The 15,602-nt window shown below is 71.3% G+C and carries 11 protein-coding genes; 4 read left to right on the forward strand and 7 right to left on the reverse strand.

The window, feature by feature from the left end:
• Positions 1-5 precede the first annotated feature (5 nt).
• From nuoL to recQ, 4 genes are all read left to right on the forward strand, one after another.
• Positions 6-1,919: an NADH-quinone oxidoreductase subunit L gene (gene nuoL, locus ACFT32_RS15335; protein ID WP_382489203.1), complete on the forward strand. Its 1,914-nt coding sequence runs from the start codon at positions 6-8 to the stop codon at positions 1,917-1,919.
• Positions 1,920-1,924: 5 nt separating this feature from the next.
• Positions 1,925-3,496: an NADH-quinone oxidoreductase subunit M gene (locus tag ACFT32_RS15340; RefSeq protein ID WP_382489204.1), complete on the forward strand. Its 1,572-nt coding sequence runs from the start codon at positions 1,925-1,927 to the stop codon at positions 3,494-3,496.
• On the forward strand, positions 3,493-5,142 hold the full coding sequence (gene nuoN / locus ACFT32_RS15345) for an NADH-quinone oxidoreductase subunit NuoN (RefSeq protein WP_382489205.1): 1,650 nt from the start codon (positions 3,493-3,495) through the stop codon (positions 5,140-5,142). Before ACFT32_RS15340 ends, nuoN begins: the two co-directional genes overlap by 4 nt.
• A gap of 163 nt (positions 5,143-5,305) precedes the next feature.
• Entirely contained in the window at positions 5,306-7,312 is a 2,007-nt protein-coding gene (gene recQ, locus ACFT32_RS15350) for a DNA helicase RecQ (protein ID WP_382489207.1), read from the forward strand.
• A 44-nt stretch (positions 7,313-7,356) separates the two neighbouring features.
• On the opposite strand, the gene ACFT32_RS15355 is transcribed toward recQ, so the two are convergent.
• The 7 genes from ACFT32_RS15355 to ACFT32_RS15385 form a co-directional block, all read right to left on the reverse strand.
• On the reverse strand, positions 7,357-10,215 hold the full coding sequence (locus ACFT32_RS15355; protein ID WP_382489209.1) for a fumarate reductase/succinate dehydrogenase flavoprotein subunit: 2,859 nt from the start codon (positions 10,213-10,215) through the stop codon (positions 7,357-7,359).
• Between the two features lie 11 nt (positions 10,216-10,226).
• A complete protein-coding gene (locus ACFT32_RS15360) occupies positions 10,227-11,096 on the reverse strand; it encodes an ABC transporter ATP-binding protein (RefSeq protein WP_382489211.1) in 870 nt (289 codons plus the stop codon).
• Positions 11,080-11,988 (reverse strand): ABC transporter permease, encoded by a 909-nt coding sequence (locus ACFT32_RS15365; protein WP_382489213.1) that lies wholly within the window; start codon positions 11,986-11,988, stop codon positions 11,080-11,082. Before ACFT32_RS15365 ends, ACFT32_RS15360 begins: the two co-directional genes overlap by 17 nt.
• The gene (locus ACFT32_RS15370; protein ID WP_382489215.1) at positions 11,985-13,310 is read right to left on the reverse strand and encodes an ABC transporter substrate-binding protein; all 1,326 of its coding nucleotides are present in this window, start codon (positions 13,308-13,310) and stop codon (positions 11,985-11,987) included. Before ACFT32_RS15370 ends, ACFT32_RS15365 begins: the two co-directional genes overlap by 4 nt.
• Positions 13,311-13,421: 111 nt before the next feature.
• Positions 13,422-13,649: a ferredoxin family protein gene (locus ACFT32_RS15375; RefSeq protein WP_382489217.1), complete on the reverse strand. Its 228-nt coding sequence runs from the start codon at positions 13,647-13,649 to the stop codon at positions 13,422-13,424.
• Positions 13,650-13,682: 33 nt separating this feature from the next.
• Positions 13,683-14,483 carry a GntR family transcriptional regulator gene (locus ACFT32_RS15380; RefSeq protein ID WP_382489219.1) on the reverse strand — a complete coding sequence of 267 codons (801 nt, stop codon included), beginning with the start codon at positions 14,481-14,483 and terminating at the stop codon, positions 13,683-13,685.
• Between the two features lie 164 nt (positions 14,484-14,647).
• Positions 14,648-15,586 (reverse strand): M56 family metallopeptidase, encoded by a 939-nt coding sequence (locus tag ACFT32_RS15385; RefSeq protein WP_382490684.1) that lies wholly within the window; start codon positions 15,584-15,586, stop codon positions 14,648-14,650.
• Positions 15,587-15,602: the final 16 nt, after the last annotated feature.

The raw sequence follows: 15,602 nt of genomic DNA on the forward strand, positions 1-15,602 counted from the left end.
GAATCGTGGAGAACCTGATTGCGCTGCTGGTGGCGGCGCCCCTGCTCGGAGCGGCGGTCCTGCTGTGCGGCGGACGCCGGCTGGACGCCGTCGGCCACTGGATCGGCACGGCCCTCGCCGCCTCCTCCTTCGTGCTCGGCCTGGTGCTGTTCGCCGACATGCTGGGCAAGGACCCGGACCACCGCGAGATGGGCCAGCACCTGTTCAGCTGGATCCCGGTCGAGGGCTTCCAGGCGGACGTCGCCTTCCAGCTCGACCAGCTGTCGATGACGTTCGTCCTGCTGATCTCGGGCGTCGGCTCGCTGATCCATCTCTACTCCGTCGGGTACATGGAGCACGACGAGCGGCGCCGCCGCTTCTTCGGCTATCTGAACCTGTTCCTCGCGGCGATGCTGCTGCTCGTCCTCGCCGACAACTACCTGCTGCTGTACGTCGGCTGGGAGGGCGTCGGTCTCGCCTCCTATCTGCTGATCGGCTTCTGGCAGCACAAGCCCAGCGCCGCCACGGCGGCGAAGAAGGCCTTCCTGGTCAACCGCGTCGGCGACATGGGCCTGTCCATCGCGATCATGCTGATGTTCCTGTGGTTCGGCACCTTCGCCTTCGGGCCGGTGCTCGGCAGCCACGAGGAGGCCGGGCTCGCCGGTGCCGCCGGTGAGGACAAGCTGACCGTCATCGCCCTGATGCTGCTGCTCGCGGCCTGCGGCAAGTCCGCCCAGGTGCCGCTGCAGTCCTGGCTCGGGGACGCGATGGAGGGCCCGACCCCGGTCTCGGCCCTCATCCACGCCGCGACGATGGTGACGGCGGGCGTGTACCTGATCGTCCGCTCCGCGGCCGTCTTCAACGGCGCCCCGGACGCGCAGCTGGTCGTCACCGTCGTCGGTGCCGTGACGCTCCTCTTCGGTGCGATCGTCGGTTGTGCGAAGGACGACATCAAGAAGGCACTGGCCGGCTCGACCATGTCGCAGATCGGCTACATGGTGCTCGCCGCGGGCCTCGGCCCCATCGGTTACGTCTTCGCGATCATGCACCTGGTGACGCACGGCTTCTTCAAGGCGGGGCTGTTCCTCGGCGCCGGTTCGGTCATGCACGGCATGAACGACGAGGTGGACATGAGGAAGTACGGCGGTCTCAGGAAGTACATGCCGATCACCTTCGTCACCTTCGGCCTCGGCTACCTGGCGATCATCGGCTTCCCGGGCCTGTCCGGCTTCTTCTCCAAGGACATGATCATCGAGTCGGCGTTCGCCAAGGGCGGCACCGAGGGCTGGATCCTCGGCGGCGTGGCCCTGCTGGGCGCGGCCATCACGGCGTTCTACATGACGCGCGTGATGCTGATGACGTTCTTCGGCGAGAAGCGCTGGCAGCCCGACGAGAAAGGCAACGAACCGCATCCGCACGAGTCGCCCAAGGTCATGACGATCCCGATGATCGTGCTGGCCGTCGGGTCGGTGGCCGCCGGTGGGTTCTTCAGCATCGGCGACCGCTTCGTGCACTGGCTGGAGCCGATCACCGGGCACAGCCACGGCGACTCGCCGATCAGCGCGGGCGCGGTCACCGGCGCGACCGTCACCTGCATGGTCATCGGCGTCGCCCTCGCCTGGGCGCAGTACGGACGGCGTCCGGTCCCGGCCGTCGCCCCACGCGGATCGCTGCTCACCCGGGCCGCCCGGCGTGACCTGCTCCAGGACGACTTCAACCACGTCGTCCTGGTCCGCGGCGGCGAACACCTCACGCGGTCCCTGGTCTACGTCGACCACACCCTGGTCGACGGCGTCGTCAACGGCACGGCGGCCTCGGTCGGCGGCCTCTCCGGGCGGATGCGCAAGCTGCAGAACGGCTTCGCCCGCTCCTACGCGGTCTCGATGTTCGGGGGTGCGGCGGTCCTGGTCGCCGTGACCCTGCTGATGAGGGCGGTCTGATACCGATGTCCTTTCCTCTGCTGACAGCGACAGCGGTGCTCCCGGCCGTCGGGGCGATCGCCACGGCCGCCGTACCGGCCGCGCGGCGCACCGTCGCCAAATGGCTGGCGCTGCTCTTCTCGCTCGCCACGCTCGTCCTCGCGATCGTCGTCCTGGTGCGCTTCGACCCGGGCGGCGACCGCTACCAGCTCACCGAGTCCCACTCCTGGATCGCGGACTTCGGCGTCCGCTACGAACTGGGCGTGGACGGCATCGCGGTGGCGCTGATCGCGCTCACGGCGCTGCTGATCCCGTTCATCATCCTCGCGGGCTGGCACGACGCCGACCCGCTGGAGACCGGGTCCACGCGGTGGCGGCCGACGCAGGGCTTCTTCGCTCTGATCCTGGCCGTCGAGGCGATGGTGATCATCTCCTTCGAGGCCACCGACGTCTTCCTCTTCTACATCTTCTTCGAAGCGATGCTGATCCCGATGTACTTCCTCATCGGTGGCTTCGGGGACCGTGCCCACGAGCACGGCGAGAAGGCGGCGGCGACGCAACGGTCGTACGCGGCGGTGAAGTTCCTGCTCTACAACCTGGTCGGCGGTCTGATCATGCTGGCCGCGGTGATCGGCCTGTACGTGGTCGCCGGGAACTTCTCGCTCACGGAGATCGCCGAGGCCCGGGCCAACGGCTCGCTCGACATGGCGACCAACACCGAACGGTGGCTGTTCCTGGGCTTCTTCTTCGCCTTCGCGGTGAAGGCGCCGCTGTGGCCGCTGCACACCTGGCTGCCCAACGCGATGCAGGAGTCCACCGCCCCGGTCGCCGTGCTCATCACGGCCGTCGTCGACAAGGTCGGCACCTTCGCGATGCTCCGCTTCTGCCTCCAGCTCTTCCCGGAGGCGAGCAAGTGGGCGACGCCCGCGATCCTCGTGCTGGCGCTCATCAGCATCATCTACGGCGCCCTGCTCGCCGTGGGCCAGCGCGACATCAAGCGGCTGGTGGCGTACGCGTCGATCTCCCACTTCGGCTTCATCATCATGGGCATCTTCGCGATGACCAGCCAGGGCCAGTCCGGGGCGACGCTCTACATGGTCAACCACGGCATCTCGACCGCCGCGCTGATGCTGGTGGCGGGCTTCCTGATCTCCCGGCGGGGCTCGCGGCTCATCGCCGACTACGGCGGAGTGCAGAAGGTCGCACCGGTGCTCGCCGGCACGTTCCTGATCGGCGGCCTCGCGACCCTGTCGCTGCCCGGCCTGGCACCGTTCGTCAGCGAGTTCCTCGTCCTGGTCGGCACGTTCACGCGGTATCCGGTGGTCGGCATCATCGCCACCTTCGGCATCGTCCTGGCCGCGCTGTACACCCTCGTCCTCTACCAGCGGACGATGACGGGCCCGGTGAAACCCGAGCTCGCGAAGATGCCGGACCTCAGGGTGCGTGAACTCGTGGTCGTCGCCCCGCTGGTCGTGCTGCTGATCTTCCTGGGCGTCTACCCGAAGCCCGTCACCGAGATCATCGACCCGGCGGTCAAACAGACCATGTCCGACGTACAGCAGAAGGACCCCAAGCCCGAGGTGGAGGCGGCCAAGTGAGCGCAACAGCCGTCCACAGCCTGTGGACAACGGCGGCCGAACCGATCACGAAGATCGACGCGCCGAAGATCGAGTACGGGCAGCTCGCCCCCACCCTGATCATCGTCGGTGCGGCGATCGTCGGGATCCTGGTCGAGGCGTTCGTACCGCGCAAGTCCCGTTACTACGTCCAGATGTTCGTGTCCGTCGTCGCGATCGCGGCCGCCTTCGCGGCGGTCGTGGCGCTCGCGGCCGACGGGTACGGCACGACCAAGGCGCACATCGCGGCGATGGGCGCCATCGCCGTCGACGGACCGGCCCTCTTCCTGCAGGGCACGATCCTGCTGGCGGCCCTGGTCGGCCTGTTCACCTTCGCCGAGCGGCGCCTCGACCCGGAGGCGCACGGCAACCGCGTCGACTCCTTCGCCGCGCAGGCCGCGTCCGTGCCGGGCAGCGAGAGCGAGAAGGCAGCGGTCAAGGCCGGGTTCACCACCACCGAGGTGTTCCCGCTGCTGCTGTTCGCCGTCGCCGGCATGCTGATCTTCCCGGCGGCCAACGACCTGCTGACGCTGTTCGTGGCGCTGGAGGTCTTCTCCCTCCCGCTCTACCTGCTGTGCGCGCTGGCCCGCCGCAAGCGGATGATGTCGCAGGAGGCCGCGGTCAAGTACTTCCTGCTCGGCGCCTTCGCCTCCGCGTTCTCGCTGTTCGGCATTGCACTGCTCTACGGCTACGCGGGCTCGATGTCGTACGCGACGATCGCGCAGGTCGTCGACGGCACGGTGCAGGACGTCAACCCGGCGCTCGCCGGCACCATGGGCAACGACGCGCTGCTGCTGATCGGTGCCGCGCTGCTGGTGATGGGGCTGCTGTTCAAGGTGGGCGCGGTGCCGTTCCACATGTGGACGCCGGACGTGTACCAGGGCGCTCCGACGCCGGTGACCGGTTTCATGGCGGCGGCGACGAAGGTGGCGGCGTTCGGCGCGCTGCTGCGCGTGCTGTACGTCGTCCTGCCCGGCCTGCGCTGGGACTGGCGGCCGGTGATGTGGGCCGTGGCGATCATCACGATGCTGGGCGGTGCGATCGTCGCGATCACGCAGACCGACATCAAGCGGCTGCTGGCGTACTCGTCGATCGCGCACGCCGGGTTCATCCTCGCGGGTGTCATCGCGACCACGCCTGACGGCGTCTCCTCCGTCCTCTTCTACCTGGCGGCGTACTCGTTCGTGACGATCGGCGCCTTCGCGGTGGTCACCCTCGTCCGGGACGCGGGCGGCGAGGCGACGCACCTGTCCAAGTGGGCCGGGCTCGGCCGGCGCTCGCCGCTGGTGGCGGCCGTGTTCGCGGTGTTCCTGCTGGCCTTCGCGGGCATCCCGCTGACCTCCGGCTTCGCCGGGAAGTTCGCCGTGTTCAAGGCGGCGGCGGAGGGCGGGGCGGCCCCGCTGGTCGTGGTCGGTGTGATCTCGTCGGCGATCGCGGCGTTCTTCTACATCCGCGTCATCGTGCTGATGTTCTTCAGCGAGCCGAGGCCGGAGGGGCCGACGGTGGCCGTGCCGTCGCCGCTGACCATGACGGCGATCGGGGTGGGCGTGGCGGTCACGCTGGTGCTCGGTGTGGCGCCGCAGTACTTCCTGGATCTGGCGGGTCAGGCGGGTGTGTTCGTGCGCTGACGGTGCGCTTGCCGGTGGGCTGCGGCCCGGCGTCCCTTTCGGGGTGCCGGGCCGTCGGCCTTGAAAGGGGTGGTCGCCCAGCCTGTGGATAACTTCGGGGCTGTCGGTGGTGACCCCTATCGTGGATGCAGTGGTCGAGGGACGACGTACGGGGGACAGGACGATGGGTGGGACGGGCGGTATCGCTGAGATGTCAGTGACGCAGAGCGAGGCGCTGGCCACGCTGCACCGGGTCTTCGGGTACGAGGCCTTCCGGGGCGAGCAGGAAGCGGTCATCGAGCACGTGGTCGCGGGCGGTGACTCCGTCGTGCTCATGCCGACCGGCGCCGGCAAGTCCCTGTGCTACCAGGTCCCGGCCCTGGTCAGGCCCGGTACGGGGGTCGTCGTCTCTCCGCTCATCGCCCTGATGCAGGACCAGGTCGACGCGCTGCGGGCGCTGGGCGTGCGGGCCGGGTTCATGAACTCCACACAGGACTTCGACGAGCGGCGGCTGGTGGAGGCCGAGTTCCTCGCCGGCGAGCTGGACCTGCTGTACCTGGCGCCCGAGCGGCTTCGGCTGGACAGCTCCCTGAATCTGCTCTCTCGCGGCAAGATCTCCCTCTTCGCGATCGACGAGGCGCACTGCGTCTCCCAGTGGGGCCACGACTTCCGGCCCGACTACCTGACCCTGTCGCTGCTCGGCGAGCGCTGGCCGGACGTGCCGCGGATCGCGCTCACCGCGACGGCCACGCACGCCACGCACCAGGAGATCACCGAGCGGCTGAACATGCCGGCGGCCCGCCACTTCGTGGCGAGCTTCGACCGGCCCAACATCCAGTACCGGGTCGTGCCGAAGGCGGACCCGAAGAAGCAGCTGCTGAGCTTCCTGCGCGAGGAGCACGCGGGCGACGCGGGCATCGTCTACTGCCTGTCGCGCAACTCGGTGGAGAAGACCGCCGAATTCCTGAGCCGCAACGGCGTCGAGGCGGTGCCGTACCACGCGGGCCTGGACGCGGGCACACGCGCGGCCCACCAGTCCCGCTTCCTGCGGGAGGACGGCCTGGTCGTGGTGGCGACCATCGCCTTCGGCATGGGCATCGACAAGCCGGACGTCCGATTCGTCGCCCACCTCGATCTGCCCAAGTCGGTCGAGGGCTACTACCAGGAGACGGGCCGGGCCGGGCGTGACGGGCTGCCGTCGACGGCCTGGATGGCCTACGGGCTCAACGACGTCATACAGCAGCGCAAGCTGATCCAGTCCGGCGAGGGCGACGAGGCCTTCCGGAGACGGGCCCAGTCCCACCTGGACTCGATGCTGGCGCTGTGCGAGACCGTCCAGTGCCGCCGAGGCCAGCTCCTCGCCTACTTCGGCCAGGAACCGGACCCGGCGGGCTGCGGCAACTGTGACACCTGCCTCACCCCGCCGGAGACCTGGGACGGCACGGTCGCGGCGCAGAAGGTGCTGTCGACGGTGGTGCGGCTGCAGCGCGAGCGCGGCCAGAAGTTCGGCGCGGTGCAGATCGTCGACATCCTGCTGGGGAAGCGCACCGGCAAGGTGATCCAGTTCGACCACGACCAGCTGTCCGTGTTCGGCATCGGCGATGAGCTGACCGAGGCCGAATGGCGGGGTGTCATCCGGCAGCTGCTGGCCCAGGGACTGCTCGCCGTGGAGGGCGAGTACGGCACGCTGGTGCTGACCGAGGGCAGCGGGACGGTGCTGCGGCGGGAGCAGAAGGTGCCGCTGCGCAAGGAGCCGAGGAAGCCGGTGACCTCCCGGTCGGGGTCGTCGTCCTCGGGCTCCGGGCGGGGCGAGCGCAAGGGCAGGGCGGCTGCCGCCGAGCTGTCCGAGGAACTGATGCCGGCCTTCGAGGCACTGCGCGCATGGCGGGCCGAGCAGGCACGCGAGCAGGGCGTACCGGCCTATGTCATCTTCCACGACGCCACGCTGCGGGAGATCGCGACGGTGTGGCCGGCGTCGGTGGCCGAGCTCGGTGGGATCGGCGGAGTGGGCGAGAAGAAGCTCGCGACATACGGGGAGGGCGTGCTGGAGGTGCTCGAGTCACTGGGCGGGCAGCCCGGCCCGACCCCGGACCGGGTGCCCGACCGGGCTCCGGCCCAGGCGTCCGGCCCGCAGATGGGCGGGCCGGACGACTGGCCCGAGATGACGGAGCCGGAACCCGACTGGATATGAGGCCGGGCTCCGGCCAGGTCACGTAGCTCCGGGGTACGGACCGGTCACAGTGCCCGTGCCGCGTACGCCCTGACATCCGCGTCGGAGTCCGTCGTCGCCGTGGCCAGGGCCGCGCGGGCCTCCTCGGCGGTGCGGTGCCGGGTCAGTGCCAGGACGGCGGCCTTGCGGACGTCGGCGTTGGCGTCCGCGAGGGCCTTGGCGAGGGCGGGGACCGCCACCTCCGGGTCGGCGACGGACAGGGCCGTGGCGGCTCCGGCCCGTACCTGCCAGGCCGATTCCGACAGGGCGGCCACGGCACGTGCGGTGAGGGTCGCCGGGCAGCCGGTGGTGCCCAGCGCACCGTAGGCCGCCGCACGCACCAGGGCGTCGGGGTCGTCGAGGAGGCCGGTGAGGGCCGCTTCGATCGAGCCGGCGGTGGAATCGGAGCGGGCGGCGGAATCGGAGTCGGCAGGAAGGCCACCGGACAGTCGCTCGGCACCCACCGTGGCCAGTCCCTTGGCGATCGCCACCCGGACCTCGCGGGACGGGTCGGCGACCGCCGAGCGGGCCAGTTCTCCGGCGGCGTCGACCGACACCAGGGCGCGTACGGCCTCGATACGGACGGCGATGTCGGCGTCGGCCAGGGCGTCCGCGAACAGGCCGGCGTCTCCGAGGCGCAGGGCCCGCAGGACGTCCAGCGCGGCGGCGCGGACCACCGGGTCGGGCTCGGCCAGGGCGGCGGCGAGGCCGTCGCGCAGGTCGGGCTCGGGCGGGAGCGTCTCGACGAGCTCCCGCAGTGACGCGGCCGCGGCGGCCCGTACCTCGGCGGCGGTGTCGCGCAGGGCGGAGGCGAGCGCGCGGCCGGTTCCCGGCGGCAGCGTCTCGGTGAGCACGGCGACCGCCTCACGCCGGACGGCGGGCGCGGGGTCGGTCAGGTACGGCTGAAGGGCCTCGAGTTCGGGCTCCTCATCGGCCAGGGCGACGAGTTCGAGGAGGCGGGCGGAGGACTGCTCGGGGGCGGGAGCGGGGGACGGGGACGGCGCGGTCTGCCGCGACTGCTCAGCCTCGGCTGCCTCCACCTGGGCCCCGGCCGCCCCCACCTGGGCCGCCACCGGAGCCACATCCCGCGGCCCCGCCATCGCCACGTCCTCGGCGTGGACCTCGCCGATCAGACGCGACGGGCCGCCGACGGGGGCGAAGCCGTCGACCGGAACGAGATAGGGAGCCACGGGACGGGCCGTGAACTCCATCGCACCAGAGGGGGACTTGTGCAGATCGAGGTGGTGGAACCAGGACGCGTCGTCGCGCCGGGGGTGGTCGAGACGGTCGTGGTAGAGGCCCCAGCGGGACTCCGTGCGGGCCAGGGAGGACCGGGCGGCCATCTCCGCGCAGTCACGGATGAAGGTGACCTCCGCGCAGCGCATCAGCTCGTGCGCGGTGTGGGCACCCATCTCGGCGATGTCGGCGTGCATCCGCTCGAACGCCTCCAAAGCGAGCGACAGCCGGGCGCCGGACTTCGGCGGGGCCACATAGTCGTTCACGAAGCGGCGCAGCTTGTACTCGACCTGGGGCTGCGGCGGGCCGTCGGGGTTGCGCAGCGGGCGGTAGATCAGCTCGTGCGCCTCCCGGAGCTGCTGCGCCGGCAACTCGCCCGCGTAGGCCTGGTACTGGGAGGCGTCCGCACCCGCGAGGTCGCCGTAGACGAACGCGCCGATCATGTAGTTGTGCGGGACGCAGGCCAGGTCGCCGGCCGCGTACAGCCGGGGCACCGTCGTCCGGGCGTGGTCGTCCACCCGGACGCCGGAGGCGGAGTGGCCGCCGCACAGGCCGATCTCGGAGATGTGCATCTCGATGTCGTGGGTGCGGTAGTCGTGGCCGCGCCCGGAGTGGAAGGTGCCGCGGGTCGGGCGTTCGGTGGAGTGGAGGATCGTCTCCAGGGCCGAGACCGACTCCTCGGGGAGGTGGCTCAGCTTCAGATAGACCGGTCCTCGGTCGGACGCGACCTCCGCGGCGAACTCGGCCATCATCTGCCCCGACCAGTAGTCGGAGTCGACGAAGCGCTCGCCGTGCCGGTTGACCTGGTAGCCGCCGAAGGGGTTGGCGACATAGGCGCAGGCCGGGCCGTTGTAGTCCTTGATCAGCGGGTTGATCTGGAAGCACTCGATGCCGGTGAGTTCGGCGCCCGCGTGGTAGGCCATGGCGTAGCCGTCGCCCGCGTTGGTGGGGTTCTCGTAGGTGCCGTACAGATAGCCGGAGGCGGGCAGGCCGAGGCGGCCGCAGGCGCCGGTCGCGAGGATCACCGCGCCCGCGCGGACCTGGACGAACTGCCCCGTGCGGGTGTTGAAGCCCGCCGCTCCGACGGCGCGGCCCTCGGCGGTGAGGACACGCACCGGCATCACCCGGTTCTCGATGCGGATCCGTTCCCGCATCTCGCGCCGCCGCAGCTGCCGGTACAGGACCTTCTTGACGTCCTTGCCCTCCGGCATCGGCAGCACATAGGAGCCGGAGCGGTGGACCTGGCGGACCGCGTAGTCGCCGTGCTCGTCCTTCTCGAACTTCACGCCGTACGACTCCAGCCGCTGCACCATGCCGAAGCCACGGGTGGCGGTCTGGCGGACGGTGGACTGGTCGACGATGCCGTCGTTGGCGCGGGTGATCTCGGCGACGTAGTCGTCGGGTTCGGCGCGGCCCGGGATGACCGCGTTGTTGACGCCGTCCATGCCCATGGCGAGCGCGCCGGAGTGGCGGACGTGGGCCTTCTCCAGCAGCAGCACGTTCGCGCCGTGCTCGGCGGCTGTCAGTGCCGCCATGGTGCCGGCGGTGCCGCCGCCGATGACGAGGACGTCGCAGGTCAGTTCCTCGGCGTCGGCGAGGGACGGGACGGCCAGGGAGGTGTCCGCAGGGGGGTTCACGGAGGTGGTCACCGGGGTGCCTTTCACGTACCGAGCGAGGTGAGGACGTCGCGCCGCAGGGCCACGCGCGCCGGGTCGTCGTGCGCGCCCCGGTCACGCGGGCGGGGCACGTCCCGTACGGCGGCGAGGCCGCCCGCGCCGAGCAGGGCGACACGGTCGCCGAGGAAGAGGGCCTCGTCCACGTCGTGGGTGACGAAGACGACGGTCGCGCCCGTGCCGTGCAGCACCTCCACCAGCAGGTCCTGCATGCCCGCCCGGGTCTGGGCGTCGAGCGCGCCGAACGGCTCGTCCATCAGAACGGCGCGCGGGCGTGCGGCCAGGGCGCGGGCCAGCTGGACGCGCTGGCGCTGTCCGCCGGAGACCCGGTGCGGCAACTGCCGTGCCCGTGTGCCGAGTCCGACCCGCTCCAGCCAGGCCTGGGCCTGTTCCCTGCGCTCGGCTCGGGACACGCCGCTGATGGCGAGGGGCAGTTCGACGTTGGCGCGCAGGGTGCGCCAGGGGAGCAGGGCGTCCTCCTGGAAGACCAGGGCGCGATCGGCCCCGGGGCCGGTCAGCGGGTGCCCGTCCTGGGTGATCTCCCCGGAGAGCGGGGACAGCAGGCCGGCCAGGGTGCGCAGCAGGGTCGACTTGCCGCAGCCGGACGGGCCGACGACGGTGAGGATCTCGCCGGGGGCGATGTCCAGGTCGACGTCGTCCAGGGCGGGGGCGCCGGGGCGGCCGAGGGACGCGCCCGACAGGGTGAGCCGGGTGCCGCGCACCGGCGTCGCGGTGCCATCGGCCTCGGGCGAGGTGCCACGGACGGCCTCGGACGAGGTGTTCGGGACGGTCTCGGACGAGGTGTTCGGGACGGTCTCGGACGAGGTGTTCGGGACGGTCTCAGACGAGGTGCTCATCGCGTGCCTCCTCGGATGCGGGGCCGCCGGATGCGGGGCCGCCGGACACGGGGCCGCCGGATGCGGCGGCGGGGGCGGCCGGCGCGGGCTTCGCGGACCGGGCGGGCCGGGGCGGCCGGGTGCCGGGGACATAGGCGGTGCGGGGCAGCCAGCGGGTGAGGCGGCGGCCCAGCAGTTCCACGGCGGTGGAGGTGAGCCAGCCGAGCACGCCGATGGTGACCATGCCGACGAACACGCCCGGATAGTCGACGACGGTGTAGTCCTGCCAGGTGCGGTAGCCCACCCCGTACTGGCCGGAGATCATCTCGGCGGAGATCACGCAGATCCAGGACACGCCGATGCCGACAGACAGGCCGCCGAACACGCCGGGCAGTGCGCCCGGCAGGACGACGGAGCCGAGGATCCGCCACCGGCCGCCGCCCATGGTGCGCACCGCCTCCTCCCACATGGGGGTCAGGGCGCGCACCGCGTGCCGGGTGGAGACCATCACCGGGAAGAAGGCGGCGGTGCAGGTGATGAAGACGATGCCCTGTTCGTTGGAGGGGAAGAGCAGGATCGCCACGGGCACGAGCGCGATGGCCGGGATCGGCCGGATCACCTCCAGTACCGGGCCGAGCAGGTCCTCGGCGAGCCGCGAGCGCGCCACGAGCACGCCCGTGGCGACGCCCAGGACGGCGGCCAGCAGGAAGCCCGTGAGGATCCGGGTCAGGCTGTCGGTCAGGTCCGTCCAGTAGTCCGGCCCGGACAGCCGGGCGGCGAAGGCCCGGCCCACGTCGGTGACCGTCGGGAACTGCGAGAAGCGCAGCCACAGGTCGACCTTCAGGCTGGTCAGCGCCTGCCACAGGCCGAGGGCGGCGGCCAGGGAGGCCACGCGGAGCACATAACGCGTCACGACGCCTGCTCCAGAGCGTCGGCGTAGGAGACGACCCGCGCCCCGCCGTGCCCGGCGATGTACGCCTGCGCGGTCTCGGGCGCGACGAACGGCAGCAGCTTGGAGCCGTCGGCCACCCACACCGCCTTGTCGGCGAACCACAGGGTGCCGGTAGTGGTGTCGGGGACGTAGGACGCGCGGACGCCGTCGCGGTGCCCGGCCACGTAACGCAGCAGTTGGGAGGGGGAGGTGAAGGTGACGGTCTTCGAGGCGCCCTTGGGCCAGGCCTCGCTCGCGGCCGGCGCGGGCTTCGTGGCGAGATGCTTGGCGTACGCCGTCGGGCCGAGGGCCTTCTTCACGTACTGGTCGTCGACGAAGGAGTCGACGTCCACGTCGCCGGTGAGCTTGGCCGACTTCAGGATCGAGACGTCCTTCTTCAGGGCGGAGACGAGCTGGGGCTTGATCGCCTGGTCGAAGGTGGCGATGCCGTGAGCGCCGTTGTAGAGGTAGACGACCTCGGCGGGCAGGCCGGTCGCCTTCGCGACCTTCTCGGCGGCGTCCACCGGGTGGTCGTTCAGATAGTCCGTCGCCTGCGCCTGCGCCTTCAGGAACGCGTCCAGCACGGCCGGGCGCTCCTTGGCGAAGTCCTCGCGGGCGGTGACGCCGTGGAAGGTGGGCAGATCCAGCCGGGCCCCGTCGTACAGGGCCTTCGCCTTGCCCTGGTAGGCGAGCAGGCCCGGCCAGGCGACGAACTGGGACAGCGCGTCCGCGCTGCCCGCCGTGAGGGCGGAGGCGCCGACGGAGGGCTGCTGGTTGAGCTTCTCGATGCCGCTGTTCGGGTCGACGCCGGCGCGCTGCAGGGCCCGTACGAGGGTGCCGTCGGCGGCCGAGCCGACGCTAGTGGAGACCTTCTTGCCCTTCAGGTCCTTCAGGGTGGCGAGCTTGGAACCGGGGGCCGTGACGATGGTGTTGAGGCCGCCGCGGAGGTTGTAGCCGGTGACCGAGACCAGACGGGTGGGGCTGTTCAGCTGCTTGCCCCGGGCCGCGTTGATGAGCAGCGGGAAGTCGCCCATCGAGCCGATGTCGATCTTCCCGGCTGTCATCTGGGCGGTGATGGGGGCGCCGGTGGCGTAGTCCTGCCAGTTCACCTTGTACTTGACGCCGTCGTTGCGGGCGTTCAGCTGCTTCTCGAAGTAGCCGAGGGAGCGGAGCAGGGTGCCCGCCGTGACGGTGTTGATCGTCCTGGACTGGTAGCCGACGGTGACGGTGACCGTGGAGCCGCTGCCGGCCTCGGCGTCACCGCCGCAGGCGCTGAGCGGGAGCAGGAGGACGACGGCGGACACCGCGACCGCTGTGCGTTTCGGTGTGGTTCGGGACGTGCTGGTTCGGGACGTGCTGGTTCGGGACGTGCTGGTTCGGGACATGACGGTTCGGTCCATGACGGTTCGGGCCTCTCACCGGAGCAGATAGGGCATGTTGACCGTGACGGCACCGGTGGGGCATCGGGCCGCGCACGGGCCGCAGTACCAGCACTCGTCGACGTGCATGTACGCCTTGCCGTTGCTCTCGTCGATGGCGAGGGAGTCCAGCGGGCACATGTCCACGCAGAGCGTGCAGCCGTCGATGCACTTCGACTCGTCGATGGTCACGGGCACGTCGGCCCGCTGGTGCGCCAAGGGCATGGCTGTCTCCAGGGATCTGCGCGAGCGGGGTGGTTACCGGGACCGGTGCAGCTGGCCGCTCATGGTGATGCGGTCGCCGCGGAAGCGGATGAACTCCAGGTCGACCGGGCGGCCGTCCGCGAGGTGGGTGAGGCGTTCCAGCATGAGGACGGCGGCGCCGCGCGGGGCCTCGAGCACGGCGGCCGAGTGGGTGTCCGCGCTGACCGCTTCCAGTGTGATCTCGGCATGGCCGAGGGGCTGGCCGGTGACGGCTTCCAGGAGGCGGAAGACGTCGGTGTTCTCCAGGTCGGCGCCGAGCAGTTCGGTGCCGAGGTCGAGCGGGATGTAGGTGAGGTCGAGGGACAGGGGGAGGCCGTTGAGACGGCGCAGGCGTTCGATGTAGAGGACGTCGGTGCCTGGCGCGAGGTGGAGGCGTTCGGCGACCGGCGCGGGTGCCGGGGCGGGGCCCATGGTGCGGACCTCGTTGGTGACCCGGCCGTGTTCGCGGAGGGTTTCCGCGAGGCCCATCAGACGGTCGAGGCCGTGGGGGTACTTGTGGGCCACGACCACGGTGCCGACGCCGGGCCGGCGTTCCACGAGGCCCTCGGCCCGCAGCAGGTCGAGCGCCTCGCGGACCGTGTTGCGGCCGGCGCCGTAGTCGGCGGCGAGGGTCGACTCGTGGGGGAGGGTGCCGTCGGGGAAGGCGCCGGTGAGCGTCTGCTGGCGGAGCAGGTCCGCCAGTTGCCTGGCCCGGTCGGCGCGCAGCCGTCGCCGCGCGCGGTGGGCGGCGACGGTGGTCGCGGCTCCCTGTCCGGCGTGGTCTCGGCTGCGGTCGATGGGCATGGCTCGGACCATACCTATCCGGTAGGAAAAGTAGTGTTGCGGGAGTGTTGCGCCACCGGGAATGTGACCGGTTCGACTGTTGAGCTGCGGTTTCGGCGGGCCCGTGGGGAGATCTGCCACCACGGCAGCGGCCGTTCCACGGCCGGATCCGCCCCCTTGGCTTCCGGCAGGTACGGCTACGACAGCGCCGTCAGGCCCGGGGCGAAGGCGATCAGCAGGGGCAGCAGCGGTACGAGCGCGGCCGTGGTGGTCGTCAGGGCCCGGTGTCTGCGGCCCAGCCGGGGCGGCGGTTCCAGGAGCCGGTCGACCCGTTCGCCCAGGAGACGGTGGCTGGAGGCGCAGGACAGGACGCCGCGGTGCTGGTTGAGCTCGATCAGGGCCAGCGCGGTGGTCAGATGGCCGCAGCGGCGGGAGGCGGTGTCGTCGGCGGCCAGTTCGACCAGGCGGTGGGTCTGGTCGCAGAAGTGGGCGAACAGCGGGATGCGGGGGAAGCCGGTGGCCAGGGCCGTGGAAAGGTGCAGCAGCCAGTCGTGGCGGGCGCGGGCGTGGCCGCGCTCGTGGGTGAGGACGGCGTCGAGCTGGTGGCCGGTGAGACGGTGCAGGGCGCCCGTGGTGACGATCAGCTGGGACGGACTGCCGGGCATCCACCAGGCGTCGGGGTACTCGTCCTCGAGAACGAGCAGGGGCCCGCGGGCGGCGGGCAGGCCGGCCGGCAGATCGGGGGCGCGCTCGCGCAGATGGGCGCGGGCCTGGGCGCGGCGCCGGCGCGCCTCGACGAGTTCGCGAGCGAGCATCGCGGTCGTCCAGGCGGCGCCGCAGGCCAGTAGCAGGGTGAGGGTGGCGGCCCACGGAGGGGCGGTGGAGAGGTCGTACGCCGCGGTCACGGCGGGCGGCGCCGGAGCGAAGAGCTGGGCGCGGACCGTGCCGAAGACGGCGGCGGCGCCCAGGGCGAGAGCCGTCACACAGCACAGCAGGACGGTGGCGACCAGGCACTGCCACACCCACAGCGCGACCACCGGTTCCCGCTCGGGCCACGCGGACCGGGTCAGCGCCCGGGGCGCGGGCACGGCGGCCGTCACGGCGACAACGCTCAGCAGGAGCAGGCAGACGGTCATTGCCACGGGCTCCGGT

Source organism: Streptomyces sp. NPDC057002 (assembly GCF_042673825.1).
In the GTDB taxonomy this organism is placed as follows: Bacteria; Actinomycetota; Actinomycetes; order Streptomycetales; family Streptomycetaceae; genus Streptomyces.

Coding starts and splice junctions, on each gene's coding strand:
- ACFT32_RS15340 (WP_382489204.1), top strand. CDS start 1,925: ATGTCCTTTCCTCTGCTGACAGCGACAGCGGTGCTCCCGGCCGTCGGG.
- recQ (WP_382489207.1), top strand. CDS start 5,306: ATGGGTGGGACGGGCGGTATCGCTGAGATGTCAGTGACGCAGAGCGAG.
- ACFT32_RS15360 (WP_382489211.1), bottom strand. CDS start 11,096: ATGAGCACCTCGTCTGAGACCGTCCCGAACACCTCGTCCGAGACCGTC.
- ACFT32_RS15375 (WP_382489217.1), bottom strand. CDS start 13,649: ATGCCCTTGGCGCACCAGCGGGCCGACGTGCCCGTGACCATCGACGAG.
- ACFT32_RS15380 (WP_382489219.1), bottom strand. CDS start 14,483: ATGGTCCGAGCCATGCCCATCGACCGCAGCCGAGACCACGCCGGACAG.
- ACFT32_RS15385 (WP_382490684.1), bottom strand. CDS start 15,586: ATGACCGTCTGCCTGCTCCTGCTGAGCGTTGTCGCCGTGACGGCCGCC.